The 16,503-nt window shown below is 64.3% G+C and carries 10 protein-coding genes; 6 read left to right on the forward strand and 4 right to left on the reverse strand.

Going from position 1 to position 16,503, the window contains the following annotated elements; translation table 11 throughout:
- Positions 1-42 precede the first annotated feature (42 nt).
- The 4 genes from AO356_RS15005 to AO356_RS15020 all read right to left on the reverse strand — a co-directional run bounded on the left by AO356_RS15005 (position 43) and on the right by AO356_RS15020 (position 5,209).
- Entirely contained in the window at positions 43-1,923 is a 1,881-nt protein-coding gene (locus AO356_RS15005; RefSeq protein ID WP_060740423.1) for a TonB-dependent receptor domain-containing protein, read from the reverse strand.
- A gap of 145 nt (positions 1,924-2,068) precedes the next feature.
- Complete coding sequence (gene dxs / locus AO356_RS15010; RefSeq protein WP_060740424.1) at positions 2,069-3,967, reverse strand: 1-deoxy-D-xylulose-5-phosphate synthase; 1,899 nt, start codon at positions 3,965-3,967, stop codon at positions 2,069-2,071.
- Positions 3,968-4,082: 115 nt separating this feature from the next.
- Entirely contained in the window at positions 4,083-4,970 is an 888-nt protein-coding gene (locus AO356_RS15015) for a polyprenyl synthetase family protein (RefSeq protein WP_060740425.1), read from the reverse strand.
- Complete coding sequence (locus AO356_RS15020; RefSeq protein ID WP_060740426.1) at positions 4,967-5,209, reverse strand: exodeoxyribonuclease VII small subunit; 243 nt, start codon at positions 5,207-5,209, stop codon at positions 4,967-4,969. The genes AO356_RS15015 and AO356_RS15020 overlap by 4 nt, the downstream gene beginning before the upstream one ends.
- A 486-nt stretch (positions 5,210-5,695) precedes the next feature.
- Here AO356_RS15020 and AO356_RS15025 point away from each other — a divergent pair, with 486 nt between their 5' ends.
- From AO356_RS15025 to AO356_RS15050, 6 genes are read left to right on the forward strand one after another with little or no spacing between them, the layout of a single operon-like run.
- On the forward strand, positions 5,696-6,484 hold the full coding sequence (locus AO356_RS15025; protein WP_060740427.1) for a YfaP family protein: 789 nt from the start codon (positions 5,696-5,698) through the stop codon (positions 6,482-6,484).
- 35 nt (positions 6,485-6,519) lie between these two features.
- Entirely contained in the window at positions 6,520-8,229 is a 1,710-nt protein-coding gene (locus tag AO356_RS15030; RefSeq protein ID WP_060740428.1) for a DUF2138 domain-containing protein, read from the forward strand.
- A complete protein-coding gene (locus tag AO356_RS15035) occupies positions 8,214-8,873 on the forward strand; it encodes a DUF1175 domain-containing protein (protein WP_060740429.1) in 660 nt (219 codons plus the stop codon). Before AO356_RS15030 ends, AO356_RS15035 begins: the two co-directional genes overlap by 16 nt.
- On the forward strand, positions 8,870-13,438 hold the full coding sequence (locus tag AO356_RS15040) for an alpha-2-macroglobulin family protein (RefSeq protein ID WP_081015363.1): 4,569 nt from the start codon (positions 8,870-8,872) through the stop codon (positions 13,436-13,438). The genes AO356_RS15035 and AO356_RS15040 overlap by 4 nt, the downstream gene beginning before the upstream one ends.
- Position 13,439: 1 nt before the next feature.
- Complete coding sequence (locus AO356_RS15045; RefSeq protein WP_060740431.1) at positions 13,440-15,059, forward strand: DUF2300 domain-containing protein; 1,620 nt, start codon at positions 13,440-13,442, stop codon at positions 15,057-15,059.
- A gap of 3 nt (positions 15,060-15,062) precedes the next feature.
- Positions 15,063-15,896 carry a YfaP family protein gene (locus AO356_RS15050; protein ID WP_060740432.1) on the forward strand — a complete coding sequence of 278 codons (834 nt, stop codon included), beginning with the start codon at positions 15,063-15,065 and terminating at the stop codon, positions 15,894-15,896.
- Positions 15,897-16,503 lie beyond the last annotated feature (607 nt).

The following is a 16,503-nucleotide window of genomic DNA, read 5'->3' on the forward strand; positions in this document are numbered from 1 at the left end:
GCTCGCGATGAGGCCAGACCAGACACCACAGTTGTTCCTGGATCAGAGTGACGGGGTCCAAGTCACCCCAAACAACCACGCCCGACCTTCCTCCCGATACCCATACTGCCCGCCATCATGGCTATACAGCGCCCGGCTGTAACCCTTGTCCAGCAGGTTATCCACCTTCATCTCCAGCTTCACCTCCCGGGTCAGCGCCCAACTGCCGCGCAACCCGAGCAGGGCATAGCCGCCCAAGGCGTTGCGGTTGTCTTCGTCGTCATAGCTGCCGCTCACCGCTTGCCAGGTGGCGCCCAGGCCGAGGCGATCGAATTGCCGGTCCAGGTCCAGGCTCAAGGTCCGCCGGGCGCGGCGGGCCAGGGTGTGACCGCTGTCGCGGTCGCGCGGGTCGATGATGGCCAGGGCCAGATTGCCCTGCCAGCCGAAGACATCCTGCAGGTAGGCCATTTCAAAGCCGTCGATCCGCGCCGAGGCGACGTTCTGCGGGCGTGAGTCGCGGCCAAAAATGATCGCGTCTTCCAGGTCGGTGCGGTACAGCGAGGTTTCCAGGCGGGCGCTGTCGCTCAGTTGGCTGCGCCACTGCAGCTCGTAGCTCTTGGCCGTCTCGGGCTTCAGGTCGGGGTTGCTGAAGTCCGGGTAGTACAGGTCATTGAAGGTCGGTGCGCGGAAGCTCTCACTGTAGGTCAGCAACAGGTCGTTGGCCGGATTGACCGGCACGGTGAGGGTGCCGCTCCAACTGTTCTGGCCGCCAAACTGTTGGTTCTGGTCGCGACGCAGGCCCAGTTCCGTCGAGAACGTTTCGGCCTGGAAGCGGTGCTGGATGAACGCTGCACGGTTCCAGCGGCTGTCCTCGTCGAACGGCGTGCTGCTGTTGACCCGGTCCTGATACCAGTCGCCGCCGACGATCAGGCTGTTGCGCTCGTCCAGCGTCACATCGTTCTGCCAGGTCACCGAATCGCGGTAGGTGTTGAAGACTTCGCGGACATCGCTGAGCTTGTCGAAGGTCTTTTCGCGGTTCTCGCTGTGGCCCAGTTCCAGGCGGGATTTCCAGGTGTCGTTGATGCGCCCGTCCACATAGGTGCTGAAGCTGCTCACCGCGAACTCGCTGTAGGGTTGCTGGGGCAAGGACTCGAAAGTGCTCGGGTCGAAGCGGCCGAACGGGTTGTCGTATTCGCTTTTGCCGCGGTTATCCAGCAGGTTCAGGCCAACTTCCAGGTCATCGCTGGCCGCATGGCTCAGGCTCAGGCTGAAGGGCTGGTTGCGGTTGGCATCGTCGTCGCGGTCGCTGGCGTAGGACTCGTGGGTCCGGTTGCTGCCAGCGCTGTCGTCGAGGCTGGCACCGAGGTTGAAACGGGTCTGCTCGTCGCCGCCGGACAGGCCCAGGCTGCGCTCCCAGGTCTGGTGGCTGCCGACCCCCACGTGCAGGCGCGGTTGCAGGCCCTGGGTGTTGCCGCGCCGGGTGAAAATCTGGATCACCCCGCCCACCGCGTCGGCGCCGTAGATCACCGAGCGCGAACCACGCAGCACTTCCACGCGCTCGATCTGGTTGATGTTCAGGCGTTGCAGGTTGCTGTCACCGGAGGTGGCATTGCCGATGCGCTGGCCGTCCACCAGCACCAGGCTCTGGGCCGATTTGGTCCCGCGAATGTAAATCCCCGGCAGGCTGCCGCGTCCACCCAGCGGCGCCACTTGCACACCCGGCACGCGGCTGAGCAAGTCCGTGACACTGGCCGGTTGCAAGCGCTCGATGTCGTCGCGGGTGAACACGGTGTTGGCGGCACTGCTGTCGTTACGGGCCTCGACCTGGCGGTTGGCGCTGATCACGATGTCGGGCAGCTTCAAGGCCTGGTCGCGTTCGAAGGTGTCGGCCAGCAGGTCGGGGGTGGGTAGCAGAGAGAGGGTGAGGGCGAGGCGGAGTTTCATGGGGTTCCGGACATTTCTGGTCTGCACAAACCCCTTGTGGGAGCGAGCTTGCTCGCGATGGCGGAAGATCAGTCAAGTCATCCATTGGCTGACACACCGCTATCGCGAGCAAGCTCGCTCCCACAGGGGCTTGTGTTGGCTGAACTTACAGGCCCAACAACTGCAACCGCTGACGCACCGCCGCTTCGATCCCCGCCTCGTCCAGCCCGCATTCGGCCAGCATCTGCGCCGGCTTGGCGTGTTCGACGTAGCTGTCCGGCAGGCCCAGGTGCAGCACCGACTTGAGGATGTTCTCCCGGGCCAGGAACTCGCTGACCGCCGCGCCGGCACCGCCCATGATGGCGTTTTCCTCGATGGTCACCAGCAGGTCATGGCTGCCGGCCATCTCGCGCACCAGGGCTTCGTCCAGGGGTTTGACGAAACGCATGTCCACCACGGTAGCGTCCAAGGTGTCGGCGACTTTCAAGGCCTCGGCCAGTTGCACGCCGAACACCAGCAGGGCGGTTTGCTTGCCCTGGCGGCGGATCACGCCCTTGCCGATCTCGATGGGTTCGAGGTCGGTCGAGAGGGGCGCGTTCGGGCCGGTGCCACGAGGGTAGCGCACCGCCGCCGGGCCATTGAACAGGTGGCCGGTGGTGAGCATCTTGCGCAGCTCGTTTTCATCGCTCGGGGTCATCACCAGCATGCCGGGGATGCAGCGCAGGAACGACAGGTCGAAGCTGCCGGCGTGGGTCGGGCCGTCTTCGCCCACCAGGCCGGCGCGGTCGATGGCGAACAGCACGTCGAGGTTCTGCACCGCCACGTCATGGATCAACTGGTCGTAGGCCCGTTGCAGGAAGGTCGAATAGATCGCCACCACGGGCTTGGCACCTTCGCAGGCCATGCCGGCGGCGAGGGTCACGGCGTGCTGCTCGGCAATCGCCACGTCGAAATAGCGCTGCGGGTAGCGTTCGCTGAACGCCACCAGGTCCGAGCCTTCCTTCATCGCCGGGGTAATGCCCACCAGGCGTGGATCGGCGGCGGCCATGTCGCACAGCCATTGGCCGAAAACGCTGGAATACTTCGGTCCACCGGCTTTTTTCGGCGCGGCGGCCGGTGCGTCCAGGGGTTCGAGCTTGGTGATGGCGTGGTAGCCGATCGGGTCGACCTCCGCCGGGGCGAAGCCTTTGCCTTTCTTGGTGACCACGTGCAGGAACTGCGGGCCCTTGAGGTCGCGCATGTTGCGCAGGGTGGCGATCAGGGTCGGCAGGTCGTGGCCGTCGATGGGGCCGATGTAGTTCCAGCCCAGTTCTTCGAACAGCGTGCCGGGCACCAGCATGCCCTTGGCGTACTCTTCGGTACGGCGGGCGATTTCCCAGGCACCGGGCAGGCGCGACAACACCTTCTTGCTGCCTTCGCGCATGCTGGCGTAGGTGCGGCTGGAGAGGATCTTCGCCAGGTAGTTGGACAACCCGCCGACATTGCGCGAGATCGACATGTCGTTGTCGTTGAGGATCACCAGCATGTTGGCGTTGACTTCCGGCGCATGGTTCAGCGCCTCGAAGGCCATGCCCGCGGTCAGTGCGCCGTCGCCGATCACGGCAATGGCCTTGCGCTCGCTGTTTTGCAGGCGGGCGGCAATCGCCATGCCCAGGGCGGCGCTGATGGACGTACTGGAATGGCCGACGCCAAAGGTGTCGTATTCACTCTCGGAGCGACGCGGGAAGGCGGCGATGCCGTCCTTCTGGCGCAGCGTGCCCATGCGCTCGCGACGATCGGTGAGGATCTTGTGCGGATAGGCCTGGTGCCCGACGTCCCACACCAGCCGATCGTCCGGGGTGTCGAACACGTAGTGCAGCGCGATCGTCAGCTCGATGACGCCCAGGCCGGCACCGAAGTGCCCACCGGTCTGGCCGACTGTATAGAGCAGTTCCAGGCGCAACTCATCGGCCAGGGTTTCCAGCTCGGCTTCACCCAGGCGACGCAGGCCGTCCGGCGTGTTGGCGCGGTCCAGCAGGGGCGTGGTCGGGCGCTTGCGGGGAATCTCTTGAAACGTCGTGGGCATCAGGCGAATCGTTATAGGTATAGAAAGAGGCGGCAGTTTACCTTATGCATCGCAAGCTGCCCACGCGTAGGCCGGAACTTGGCCGATACGCACTTATGAATGGGTTGACCCTGTATCAGCTACGTCGTTCGACGATATAGCGCGCCAAGTCGCGCAACGGTTCGGCCGCCGCGTCAAAGGGTCGCAGCGCGGCCAAGGCCTGGTCGCGCAACTCCAGGGCGTAGACCTTGGCCGCGGCGAGGCCGAGCAGGGCCGGGTAGGTCGGCTTGTCCCGGGCGATATCGGCGCCCTGGCGTTTGCCGAGGGTCTGGGTATCGCTTTCCACGTCGAGGATGTCGTCCTGCACCTGGAACGCCAGGCCAATGGCCCGGGCGTAGGTCTGCAAGGCTTGCAACTGCTCGGGGGTGGACCGACCGCTGGCCAGGGCACCGAGTTGGACGCTGGCCTCGATCAGCGCGCCGGTCTTGTGCCGGTGCATGTATTCCAGGGCGTCCTGGTCCAGCTTCAGGCCCACCGAACCCAAGTCGATGGCCTGGCCGCCGACCATTCCAGCGGGGCCCGCCGCCAACGCCAGGGCGCTGACCATGTCCAGGCGAATCTGCGCCGGGCAGTCGCTCAGGGCCGGGTCCAGCAGGGCGCTGAAGGCCAGGCTCTGCAAGCCGTCGCCGGCCAGGATCGCGCAGGCTTCGTCGAATTGTTTGTGGGTGGTCGGCTGGCCGCGGCGCAGGTCATCATCGTCCATGGCTGGCAAGTCGTCGTGCACCAGCGAATACGCGTGGATCAGCTCCACCGCGCAGGCCGCGCCGTTGGCATGTTCGGCCTGGCCGCCCAAGGCTTCGCACGCGGCATAGGCCAACAGCGGCCGCACACGCTTGCCGCCGTTCATGACGCTGTAGCGCATGGCTTCGTACAGGCGCGCCAGTTCCGGGCTCGGGGCGCTGAACAACGTATCCAGTGCAGCATTGACCCGGGCCTGGCTGCTGGCCTGATAGGCACCGATCATTCAGGTTGTTCCGCGTCGAAAGGCTCTTCGGTCAGCTCACCGTCGCGCTCGAGCAGCAATTGCACTTTCTGCTCGGCCTGGGCCAGCGCCGCCTGGCAGTCGCGAGTCAAGCCGATACCCTGCTCGAAGGCGGTCAGCGAGTCTTCCAGCGACAATTCGCCGTTCTCCAGCCGTTCGACCAGTATTTGCAGGTCGGCCAGAGATTGTTCGAAATCCAGTGCAGCTTTTTTGCGGGCCATGGCGGCTATTCCGGTTGACTGTTAAACCGGCGCGACACTAGCAGACATGGGGTTTTGGGGCAAATCAGGGCGGGGGGATCGAAGCGGGACAACGGGCTTGCACCGACCCGCTTTTGTGGCGAGGGAGCTTGCTCCCGCTCGACTGCGCAGCAGTCGCAATCCGTTTCAAGCCCAGCAGGTAGGGGCCGCTTCGCAGCCCAGCGGGAGCAAGCTCCCTCGCCACGGGTTTGCCTCCGAAATAAACGTCAGTTTTCGTATTCGGCTCATTTCGTGAGCCGAATACGCCTGCTATTCGGCTCACGCACCTCCCAGTACGTGATTTCCCACACAGAATCGCGTGTTCCCCGATTGTGGAAAATCTGCCGAATAGCTACTCTTCGCGCCATCTACGGCCCCTTGTAACGGGGCCTCCAGACGAAACCCGAATAATGACAAGCAGCGCCGAGGAAGGGCGCCGGGTTGCGTTGTGCATGGCAGGAGGCATACGTGCGTTTTCTTTCTTTATTGATCGTGTTGCTCGGTGCGCCGTTGGCGTGGGCCGAGCCTTCGGCCGAGCTGTCGGAGCCGGTCGGGGGCTGGCGCTACAGTGGCCTGCTCGATCGCACGGAAAACCCCCAGGTCGCCTATCCCACCCCGCCCATCGACCGGGGCGTGCAGCGCAACCGCACGATGATCGAGGGCCGGATCAAGGACATGGGCACGGCTCGCCAGCCCCATAGCCTGGCGGTCAACGGCAATCCACTGAATCTCTATACCGACGACGAGGGCCGTTTCGCCCGACCGTATGCGTTCGGCGCCGGTTCCAACAGCGTCGAGGTGCGCAGCTCCGAAGGCCGCTCCCTCAAGCGCGTGCAATTCTATGAAGCCAACAACCTGCGCACCCCGGCACAGATCCGCGTGGTGCTGGGCTGGGACGACCCCCAGGCCGAACTCGATCTGCATATCGTCACACCCGACGGCCAACATGCGTTCTTCGGCCGGCCGGCGCTGACCAATGGCGGCGGCCTCGACCCGGACGGCGTCGACGGCCCCGGCCCTGAAATGTTCACCATGACCGCGCCGATGCACGGCACCTACCTGGTCTACGTGAATTATTGGGGCAACTACGGCAGCGGCGGCTACAACTTTGATGAGGCCAGCAACCAGAACGAGGTGATCACCTCGCAGATCAACTTGGTGCTCAACGAAAACACCGTCGATGAAAAACGCGAGACCTTTGTCGTGCCCCTGCGCGCCATTGGCGATCTGTTGCTGGTCAAGACTTTCAATTACTAAGTATCCGCTCCACGGATGAACAGGCCCTTGTGAATATGAGCGACAACACTGCTTCCCCGACCACGCCGACCCCTGTCGCCAAACCTGTGCGCCGCTGGCCGGCGATACTGATCGGGCTGTGCCTGGTCGCGGGTGTGGCCGCCGGGTTGGGCTGGTTCATGACCAAGCCCAAGGCGCCGCCCATGGAGTTGGCGTTGGAAAAACTCGGCCTGAGCCGCCCCGACGGCTTGCTCGAGGCGCATTCCCTGAGCCAGTTGCCCAAGGACCTGTTGGCGGTGCCGTTCCTCAAGGCCACGCTCACCGAGGACTTCGTCTTCTATTACGAGGCCCACGCCGACCGCCTCGGGCTGATCGGCAGCCTGCGCCGGATCATCTACGAGCATGACCTCAAGCTGCAGGACAGCCTGATCGAAGAGCTTTTCGACCAGCCGGCCGATGTCGCGTTGTGGCGCGGTGCGGACGGTCGCCTCAAGGATTTCCTGTTGGTGATGGATCGCGGCGGCCTGGCGAAGGTGCTGGAGCCGTTGGCGAAAGTCGCACTGGATGACGCGCAACTGAGCAAGCTCAGCGACCTGAAGGTCGGCGGTGACGACGTTGCGCTCTACCAGCTCAGCTACAACGCCAGCAAATCCCTGCTCTTCGCCTCCCATGGCGACAAGCTGGTGGTGCTGTCCAACCCGACCAAGCTGTACGACCCGGCCAGCGGCTCCGCGGTTGAACCGGGCAGCGTTTCGACGACTGCCCTGGCTGCCTTGCTCAACGGCGACAAACTGTTCCCCGAAGCCTTCGGCCTGCCGCCCAAGGCGCCGGAGGTCAAGCAACGCATCTCGGTCAACGCCAGCGTGCTCGCCATGGGCTACCAGCGTTTCATCCCGAACTTCGCCGGTTTGCGTTTCGACATGGACGACAAGGGCTGGCACAGCTTCCTGGCCATGGACGAGCTGGAGAACCAGCCGGACTTCGACTTCAAGCCGATCTGGCAAGCCATGCCCATGGGCGCCAGCGCCTGCGTAGCCTTGCCCCTGGCCGCCGAGCAACAGAAACCGCTGCTGGTCAAACTCGGCGCCGACGAAAAAGCCGCCCAGGCCATGGTCGACCATGTGGCCGGCGCCGCAGGCCTGTGCTGGTACGCCGATTCGCGCCTGTACACGCCGCTGTTGGTGGCGAGCCTGAATGAAGACGATGGCAAGCTCGATGCCGACCTTGGCAACCTGTTCGGTTCGATGGTCGGCGCCTACGAAAACAATGTCGCCGAACATGCCTTCCCGGTCGTCGAGAAACAACAAGGCTCGACCCACCAGTGGTTGCGTCAGGTTAGCTCCAATTTCGGCCCCTACCTGGCCAAGGAAGCGGAGCAGCCCGAGGCGATTACCGGCAAGGCGTTCCTGCGGGTCAGCCTGGCACGCCACGGTTCGACCTTGCTGTTCTCCCTCGATGACAAACTCGTGGACAAGGCCCTGGGCACCCTCGACAAGCGCTTCCCGCCCATGGCCGACGTCGTGCCCAAGGACCTGCTGATGCCGGTCTACTTCGGCCCGGATTCCATGGCGCAACTGATGCAGCGTGAAACCCTCGACAGCTTGCCCCAGGACATGGAGCCGGTGTTCTACAACGCCGCGCAAACCTACCTGATCCCGAAGCTGCGCACCCTCGGTGGCTATGGCAAGTACGCGCTGACCTTGCCTGCAGGCAGCGAGCCGGATGGTCACTGGCAGTGGCTGCCGCTGGAATGGAAAGCGCTGTGACAGCACTGATCCGCAACCCCGCGTTGACGTTGCTGCTGGCGTTGCTGCTCGGCGGGCCGGCGCTTGCCGTCGAGGCGCCGGCGCTGGATGTACAGCAATCCCAGGTCTTTCGCGCCTGGTTCGTGCGCATTGCCCAGGAACAACTGAGCAGAGGCCCGAGCCCGCGCTGGTATCAGCAGGACTGCGCCGGGCTGGTGCGTTTTGCCGCCAACGAAGCGCTCAAGGTCCACGATGAAAAATGGCTGCGCAGCAATGGCCTGTCCAATCGCTACCTGCCGCCGGAACTGCCGCTCAGCGATGCGCAACGGCGCCTCGCCCAGCAATGGCAGCAGGGCGGCGGCAAGGTCGGGCCCTACGTCAACGCCATCAAGCTGATCCAGTTCAACAGTCGCCTGGTGGGCCGCGATGTCGCCCAGGCCCGTCCCGGCGACCTGATGTTCTTCGACCAGGGCGACGACCAGCACCTGATGATCTGGATGGGCCGCTACATCGCCTATCACACCGGCACTACAACCCCTACTGACAACGGCATGCGCTCTGCAAGCCTGCAACAACTCATGAACTGGAAGGACACCCGATGGATACCCGACGCAGCCAACCCCAACTTCATCGGCGTCTATCGACTCAACTTTCTCTCCCAATGACCGGTGCCCGCATGTTGCGCTTGTGTTCAAAATTGCCCCTGCTGTTCGCCTTGTTGCTGGCACCTGTCGTGAATGCCGAAGACACGGTGGAGCCCAGCGGCTACACGCCGGTGGCCGGTGAAAGTTTCTTCCTGCTGGCCGACAGCAGCTTCGCCAGCGACGAACAGGCCATGGTTCGCCTCGAAGCGCCGGGCCGCGACTACCGTCGGTTCCGCATGGAGCCCTACGGCGGCGCCGACATCCGCGTCTATCGCATCGACAAACCGCTGGATTTCCTCAAGCGCCAGAAGAACCTGCACCGCGTGGTCAGCGACGGCCAGTTCAAGGGCGAAGGCCTGTCGAACACCCTCGCGTACCTGTGGGACAACTGGTACCGCAAGTCCCGTCGGGTGATGCAACGGGCGTTCTCCTACGAGTCCCGCCAGCAAGTCACCGAAGAAGTGCCGGAATTGAAGATTGGCGACGCCCTGGTCGCGCCGACGCCGTATGAAGCGCCGGCACAGTTCGCCTTGATCCCGGGCTTGCCGGTGGTCAGCCAGTTCCGTTATCCGCTGTGGCAGGCCAAGCCGATCCAGCCGCCAGCCGGGGTCAACCTGGCCGGTTCCTCCAGTGAGTTCGTCAGCGTCGCGCCAGGCAATGTCTATGTGCCGCTGGGCCAGTTGAAGCCGGGCCTGTACCTGGTGGAAGCGCTGATCGGCAAATACCGCGCGACCACCATGGTCTTCGTCTCCAACACCGTGGCCGTGAGCAAGATTGCCGGCGACGAATTGCTGGTCTGGGCCGCACGCAAGCATGAAGGGCGTTCGGTGCCCAAGGTCAATGTGCTGTGGACCGACGGCCTGGGCGTGATGAGCAGCGGTGCCACCGATGAAGACGGTCTGCTGCGCCTCAAGCACGTCAGTCCGGAACGTTCGTTCGTGATCGGTGAAGACGAGGAGGGCGGGGTATTCGTCTCGGAAAACTTCTATTACGACAGCGAAATCTACGACACCAAACTCTATGCCTTCACCGACCGGCCGCTGTACCGCCCGGGGGATTGGGTGTCGCTGAAAATCGTTGGCCGTGAGTTCAAGAACGCCCGTGATTCGGTACAGCCGACCGCCGCCGACGTGAATGTCAGCGTGCTGGACGCCACCGGCACCGCGCTGCAAACCCTGGCCCTGAAGCTGGACGCCAAGGCCGGCACCCAAGGTCGTTTCCAACTGCCGGAAAACGCCGTGGCCGGCGGTTATGAACTGCGCTTCAGCTACAAGGACCAGCTCTACAGCAGCGCCTTCCGCGTGGCCGAATACATCAAGCCGCACTTCGAGATCGCCTTGAACCTGGCCAAGCAGGATTACCGGACCGGCGAGCCGGTCAAGGGCAACCTCGTGTTGCTGTACCCGGACGGCAAGCCCGTGGTGAATGCCAAAGTGAGCCTGAGCCTGCGCGCCCAGCAACTGTCGATGGTGGATAACGAGCTGCAATACCTGGGGCAATTCCCGGTGGAACTGACCAGCAGCGAAGTGACCACCGACGCCAAGGGCAACGCGACCCTCGACCTGCCGGCCGCCGACAAGCCGAGCCGCTACACCCTCACCGTGTTCGCCAGCGATGGTGCGGCGTATCGAGTCAAGACCACCAAGGAAATCCTCATCGACCGTGGCGCGGCGAACTTCCGCCTGAGTGCTCCCCAGCGGTTCAGCGCCGTCGGCCAGAAAGTGGCGTTCAGCTACGCCAACGAAGGTGGCAACGAGCAAGCCAAGGCCGTGACACCCGGCAGCTACGCCTGGGTGCGCCTGGAAGACCAGAGCACCGGCGAAGGCAAGCTGGCGGCCAAGGACAAGGGCTTCAACCTGACCTTCGAGCGCCCGGGCACCTACAACCTGACGCTCAAGGACGACCATGGCCGGGTCATCGGCGCCGCCGCCCATGCGGTGACCGGTGAAGGCATCAAGGCCGTGCCGGGCACGGTCGAGATCGTCTTCGACAAGCCTGAATACAAGACCGGTGACGAAGCGCTGGCGCTGATCACCTTCCCGGAACCGGTCAGCGATGCGTTGCTGTCGCTGGAGCGGGACAAGGTCGAGGCCACGGCACTGCTGTCCAAGGGCGGCGACTGGCTGAAGATGGAAAAACTCAGCGACACCCAATACCGCGCGCGCATCGCCGTGAAGGATAGCTTTGCGCCCAACCTGACCTTCTCGGTGCTGTACACCAAGGGCGGCCAGTACAGCTTCCAGAACGCCGGCATCAAGGTGGTCACGCCGCAGATCGACGTTGCCGTCGTCACCGACAAGGCGACTTACCGCCCCGGCGACACGGTGACCGTGGACCTGAGCACCCAGTTCGCCGGCAAGGCGATCCCGGCGCACCTGACGGTCAGCGTGGTGGACGAAATGGTCTATGCCCTGCAACCGGAAGTCGCGCCGACCATCGACCAGTTCTTCTATCACCCGCGCCGCAACAACGTGCGCACCAGTGCCAGCCTGTCGTTCATCAGCTACGACGTGGCGCTGCCAGGCAGCCCCGGTGCGCCGGGCAAGGCCAACCGCAGCGAACGTGGGGTCAAGGTGCTGGAGCGGCCGCGGCGTGAAGACGTCGACACCGCCGCTTGGCAGCCGGAGTTGGTCACCGACGCCAGCGGCAAGGCGCGCTTCACCTTCAAGATGCCGGACTCCCTGACCCGCTGGCGCATCACGGCCAAGGCGATCGCTGACGACGGCCAGGTGGGGCAGAAGAAACAGTTCATCGCCTCGGAAAAACCGCTGTACCTGAAGTGGAGCGGCCCGACCCGTTTCCGCACGGGCGACAAGCCGCAACTGGGCCTGTTCGCGTTCAGCCAATCGGAAAAACCACTGAAGGCCGAACTGCTGATTCGTTACGCCGGTGCTGAACAGCGTGTGGTGGCGGAGCTGAAAAACGGCATCAACTACGTGGCGCTGCCAGCCATGGAGCTGAGCAGTGGCGACTTGAGCGTGCAGTTGCAGTTGAACGGCGAAACCCAGGATGCCCTGGCCATGCACTTGAACGCCATTGGCAACGGCTGGCAAGTCACCCAGAGCCAGCGCGTTGACGTGTTGGGCACCGACACCCCGCTGACCCTGCCGGCCGACGCCAGCGATATTCGCCTGCGCCTGGATGACAGCCCGCAAGCGTTGTTCCGTTCAGCCCTGGACGACCTCCTGAGCTACCCGTACGGAGGCGTCGAGCAGACCGCCAGCCGTCTGTTGCCGTTGAGCATCGCCTATCCGACCCTGGCGTCGAACCCGCAGATCCGCGACCGCTTGCGGTTGATCATGCAAAACAGCCGCTTGCGCCTGGTGCAGATGGCCGGGCCGTCGGCGAGCTTCACCTGGTGGGGCCAGGACGGTGAGCCGGATGCCTTCCTCACCGCCTATGCCTATTACGCCGACTGGCACGCCAGCCAGGCCCTGGCCCTGAGCCTGCCGCCGGAACACTGGCAGCGGGTGCTGGAGGTCTACGCCAAGCAGGCCGGAGATACGCCGCTGCTGCAACGGGCGTTGATCCTGTCGTTCGCCAAGCAGATGCAACTGCCGGTGAACACCTTGCTCAGCGGCCTGATGGACGATCTGGCGAAGGCCAGTGAAGACAGCACCGAGAGCGTGCTGGACAGCGGTGAAGACAGCCTGGTCATGTACGCGCCGGATTCGGCCCTTGGCTTGGCCAGCGCCCGTGTCCTGACCGCGTCCCTGGCGAAACAGGCCAAGGTGCCGTTGCCGGCGGCCTTCAGCCGTCAAGCCGATGCGGCGCAACAGCAACTGGAACTCAGCTCCCAGCCGTTCGTCGAGGCCCTGGTGCTGTCGTTGCAGAGCTTCGATCAGGCCCGCGCCACCGCGCTGCTGGAGCGCGTGTTGCCACAGCAGTCCACCCTGGAACGGGCCCTGGCCCTGACCTGGTTGCAGCGCAGCATCGAACAGGCAGCGCCGGCCGTGGCCTTGGCACCGGGCGAAGGCTGGGCCGCCAAGCAGGGCGCGACCGGTGAAACCTACTGGCAGTGGCAGGGCGTGCAGCTTCCAACGACGCTGACCCTGACCGGTGCCCAGGAGCGCCCATTGCAAGCGGCACTGAGCTTCCAGAGCCAGCAACCACCGGTAGCGCCAATGGCGGTGTCCATCACCCGGCGCCTGTCGCGCCTGGTACCGGGGGACGAGGCCTTCACCTTCAAGCTCGAAGCCGTGGGCAACAAACCGTTGTCCAGCGACAGCCTCTATCTGGATGAAGTGATCATCAACAGCAAGGCCTCGACGCCGCTGCGCTACGGCATGCTCGAAGTGCCGCTGCCGCCGGGCGCCGATGTGGAGCGCACCACGTGGGGCATCCAGTTGATGGGCAAGGCCGACAGCGAACCGACGTCCCTGGAAAAGGCCCGCTTCGAGCCCGGCCAGATGGCGTACGCGGTACCGGTGGACGCCCTCAGTGGCGAGCTGCGCCTGCGGCACTTGGTGCGCTTCTCCCAGAAGGGCCAGTTCACCTTGCCACCGGTGCGCTTCACCCAGGTCTACGCGCCGCAGAATCAGGCTCGTGAACAGAAACCTGCGCTTGGTCAGGTCACGGTCAACTGACATGCGCGGGCGGTGGGTTGGGTGGTTGTTGTGCTTGATCCCTGCGCTGGCAACGGCGCAGGACGAGCCGTTGCGCCTGGCCTTCGACGGTCAATTGCTGCGAGTGAGCCAGGCCCAGGTGCTGGATCGCCAGCCGCTGCCTGCTTCCTTGCAGGCGCCACTGGGCAGTCTGTGGAAACTGTTTGTCTACGCCTGGTTGGTGGACACCAACGCTCGCGAGCCGGTCTATGAGTGCCGCGGCGAGTCGAAGGAAGAGGTCTATTGCTGCAATGCCGGGCAGAGCATCGGTCGCGATCAAGCCTTGGTGAAATCCTGCGGTTTGTATTTCGAACCGCAACGGCTCGGGCTGTCGGCTTCGAACTGGCGCGCTTACTGGCAGGCCCGCCAGGCGCCGGCCTGGTTGTTGGACCTGTCGACCTTGCAGCCCCAGACGCAGGTGTCGGTCGCGGAACTGCTCAAGGCCCTGGCCATGCTGCCGGCCCAGGACCAGGCCCGTCGGGTGCTGCTGGATGTGGTGCTCGGCGCGGCGGACGGGCGGCTGGTCGGCGAGTTGGGCAGTCGCCTGCGGGTCAAGACCTGGAGCTGGCTGGGTGACCAGGGGCCTTCCTCCCGACAAGGCGGTTTCGCCGGTTGGCTGGCCGACGGCACCCCGGTGTGGGCCGGTGGCCGTGGCACCAGCCAGCAGGTCCTGAAGGTCTACGGCGAAGGTTTGGCGGCGGCATTGCCGTCGCGCTGGCCGGCGGAAACCGGGCGTTGCGTGGAAGTCGGCCTGTTTGCCCGCTATCCCTGGCAGCGGGTGATGGCCGGTGACCGGCCTGCCGCGCCGGGTCAATTGCGCGGTGACTACCGCGTCGAATTCACCAACGGCAACCAATTGGACATCCACAGTGATGGCGAGCTGTTCCTGATGCCCGGCAAGCTGGTGGCGCGCCTGGACCGGGAGGAATACGTCGCCCGGGTCCTGCAGCGCGAAGCCAAGGCCGAGCCCGTCGAAGCCGCCAAGGCCTTGGCCGTGGCGATCCGCACCTATCTGCTGCAGAACGCCCAACGCAACGGCGATTGCTTGAGCATCGACGACAGCAGCCATCGCCAGCGCGTCGCGCCGCGCCCGGCGGCGCCTGAAACCCGCGCCATTGCCGCCTGGACCAGCGACCTGGTCCTGGCCGGCACCGACGTCACCTACCACTCCGACCAGCCCGGCCCGGACAAGCTGTCCTGGGCGCAAGCCGTAGAGCAAGCCAACGCCGGTCAACGCTACGACGCCATCCTGCTGCACGCCTACCCGCGTGCCAGCCTAAGCCGTTGGGACAATCCGGTGGCGTCCTGCGAGGCGCTGCCCGCCGCCCAGGACTGGCTGCTCAAGCAGCGCCGGGGCTGGCGTGAGCGGCTGGAAGGTGAAGTGGGCTACAACGAAATCAGCGCTTTCGCCGTCTGTCGCGTTGCCTTTGGCCGGCCGTATGTCGACCGCGAGCGCCAGCGCATCTATGTGCGCGGCGTGCTGTCGCTGCAAGACCGCCTCGACCTGACCCATGAATATCTGCACCTGGCCTTCGAAGCTCACCCCAACGGCCAGGACGAAACCTATATCGAAGGGCTCGCCCGTCACCTCTTGCTGGAATAGACCATGACACTCCGTTATCCACAGGTCTTGCTGTTGCTCTGCGCCCTGACCGCGTTGCCTCCGGCCATGGCCGCTGACGCCATCAAGCTCGACACTCCCGTTGGCGGCTGGCGCAGCGGGGCGCCGGGCGGTGAAGGCGAAAGCTTCAGCCAGACCGTCAACTACCCGGCCTCGTCGGTCAACACGCCCCCAGGCCAGGCCAACACCGCCCGCATTACCGGGCAGATCAAAGGCGCGCCCAAGGACAGCAATGCGCCGGGTCAGTTGATCGTCAATGGTGTCAGCTTGCCGCTGAAGCTGGATGGCGAAGGTCGCTTCGACCGGCCGTTCTCGTTCCCCAACGGCAGCAACAGCGTGGAAGTGCGCAGCGCCGACGGCCAGCAGCGCCACCGCACGCAATTTCTCAACACCAGTGGCGGCGCCACGCCGGCCAAGCTGCGGGTGTTGCTGACCTGGGACAGCGACGGCACCGACCTGGACCTGCACCTGGTCACCCCCGATGGTGCGCACATCTGGTACGGCGACCGCGCCGCTGCCAACGGAGCCGCCCTCGACGTCGACGTCACCACCGGCTACGGCCCGGAAATCTTCGCCATGCCGGCGCCGATCAAAGGCCAGTACCTGGTGTATGTGAACTACTACGGCGGCGGTTATCGCAGTGAAGAGGACGGCGAAGAGGGTGAGGGTGGTGGAGAGCAAGCGCAACAAGCCCTGACCACCGCGCAGGTCACCGTGATCACGGAGGAAGGCACGCCGAACGAGAAGATGGAAACCTTCGTCGTGCCGATGCGGGCGGTGGGCGAGCTGACGCTGGTCAAGAGCTTCAGCTATCCGTAAGCCGCCATCAGCAGCGACAACTGATGTTGCAGCCTGTGGAGCTCCCCCTGTGGGAGCCGAGCTTGCTCGCGATGACGGTCTTGCATCCAGCATCAATGCAAGCTGACCCACCGCCATCGCGAGCAAGCTCGCTCCCACAGAGGATCGATGGTGGACGCCTGATCTGTGAACGCTCAAAAAAAACTGTGGGAGCGAGCTTGCTCGCGATGGCGTCGGTAAATCCAGCATCTCTGCAAACTGATATACCGCTATCGCGAGCAAGCTCAGCTCCCACAGAGGATCGATGGTGGACGCCTGATCTGTGAACGCTCAAAAAAACTGTGGGAGCGAGCTTGCTCGCGATGACGTCGGTAAATCCAGCCTCTCTGCAAACGGATAAACCGCTATCGCGAGCAAGCTCAGCTCCCCCCACAGAGGATCGATGGTGGACGCCTGATCTGTGAACGCTCAAAAAAACTGTGGGAGCCGAGCTTGCTCGCGATGGCGTCGGTAAATCCAGCCTCTCTGCAAACGGATAAACCGCTATCGCGAGCAAGCTCGCTCCCACAGAGGATCGATGGTGGACGCCTGATCTGTGAACGCTCAAAAAAACTGTGGGAGCCGAGCT

Origin of the sequence: Pseudomonas fluorescens (assembly GCF_001307275.1) — a bacterium.
Lineage (GTDB): Bacteria > Pseudomonadota > Gammaproteobacteria > Pseudomonadales > Pseudomonadaceae > Aquipseudomonas > Aquipseudomonas fluorescens_AA.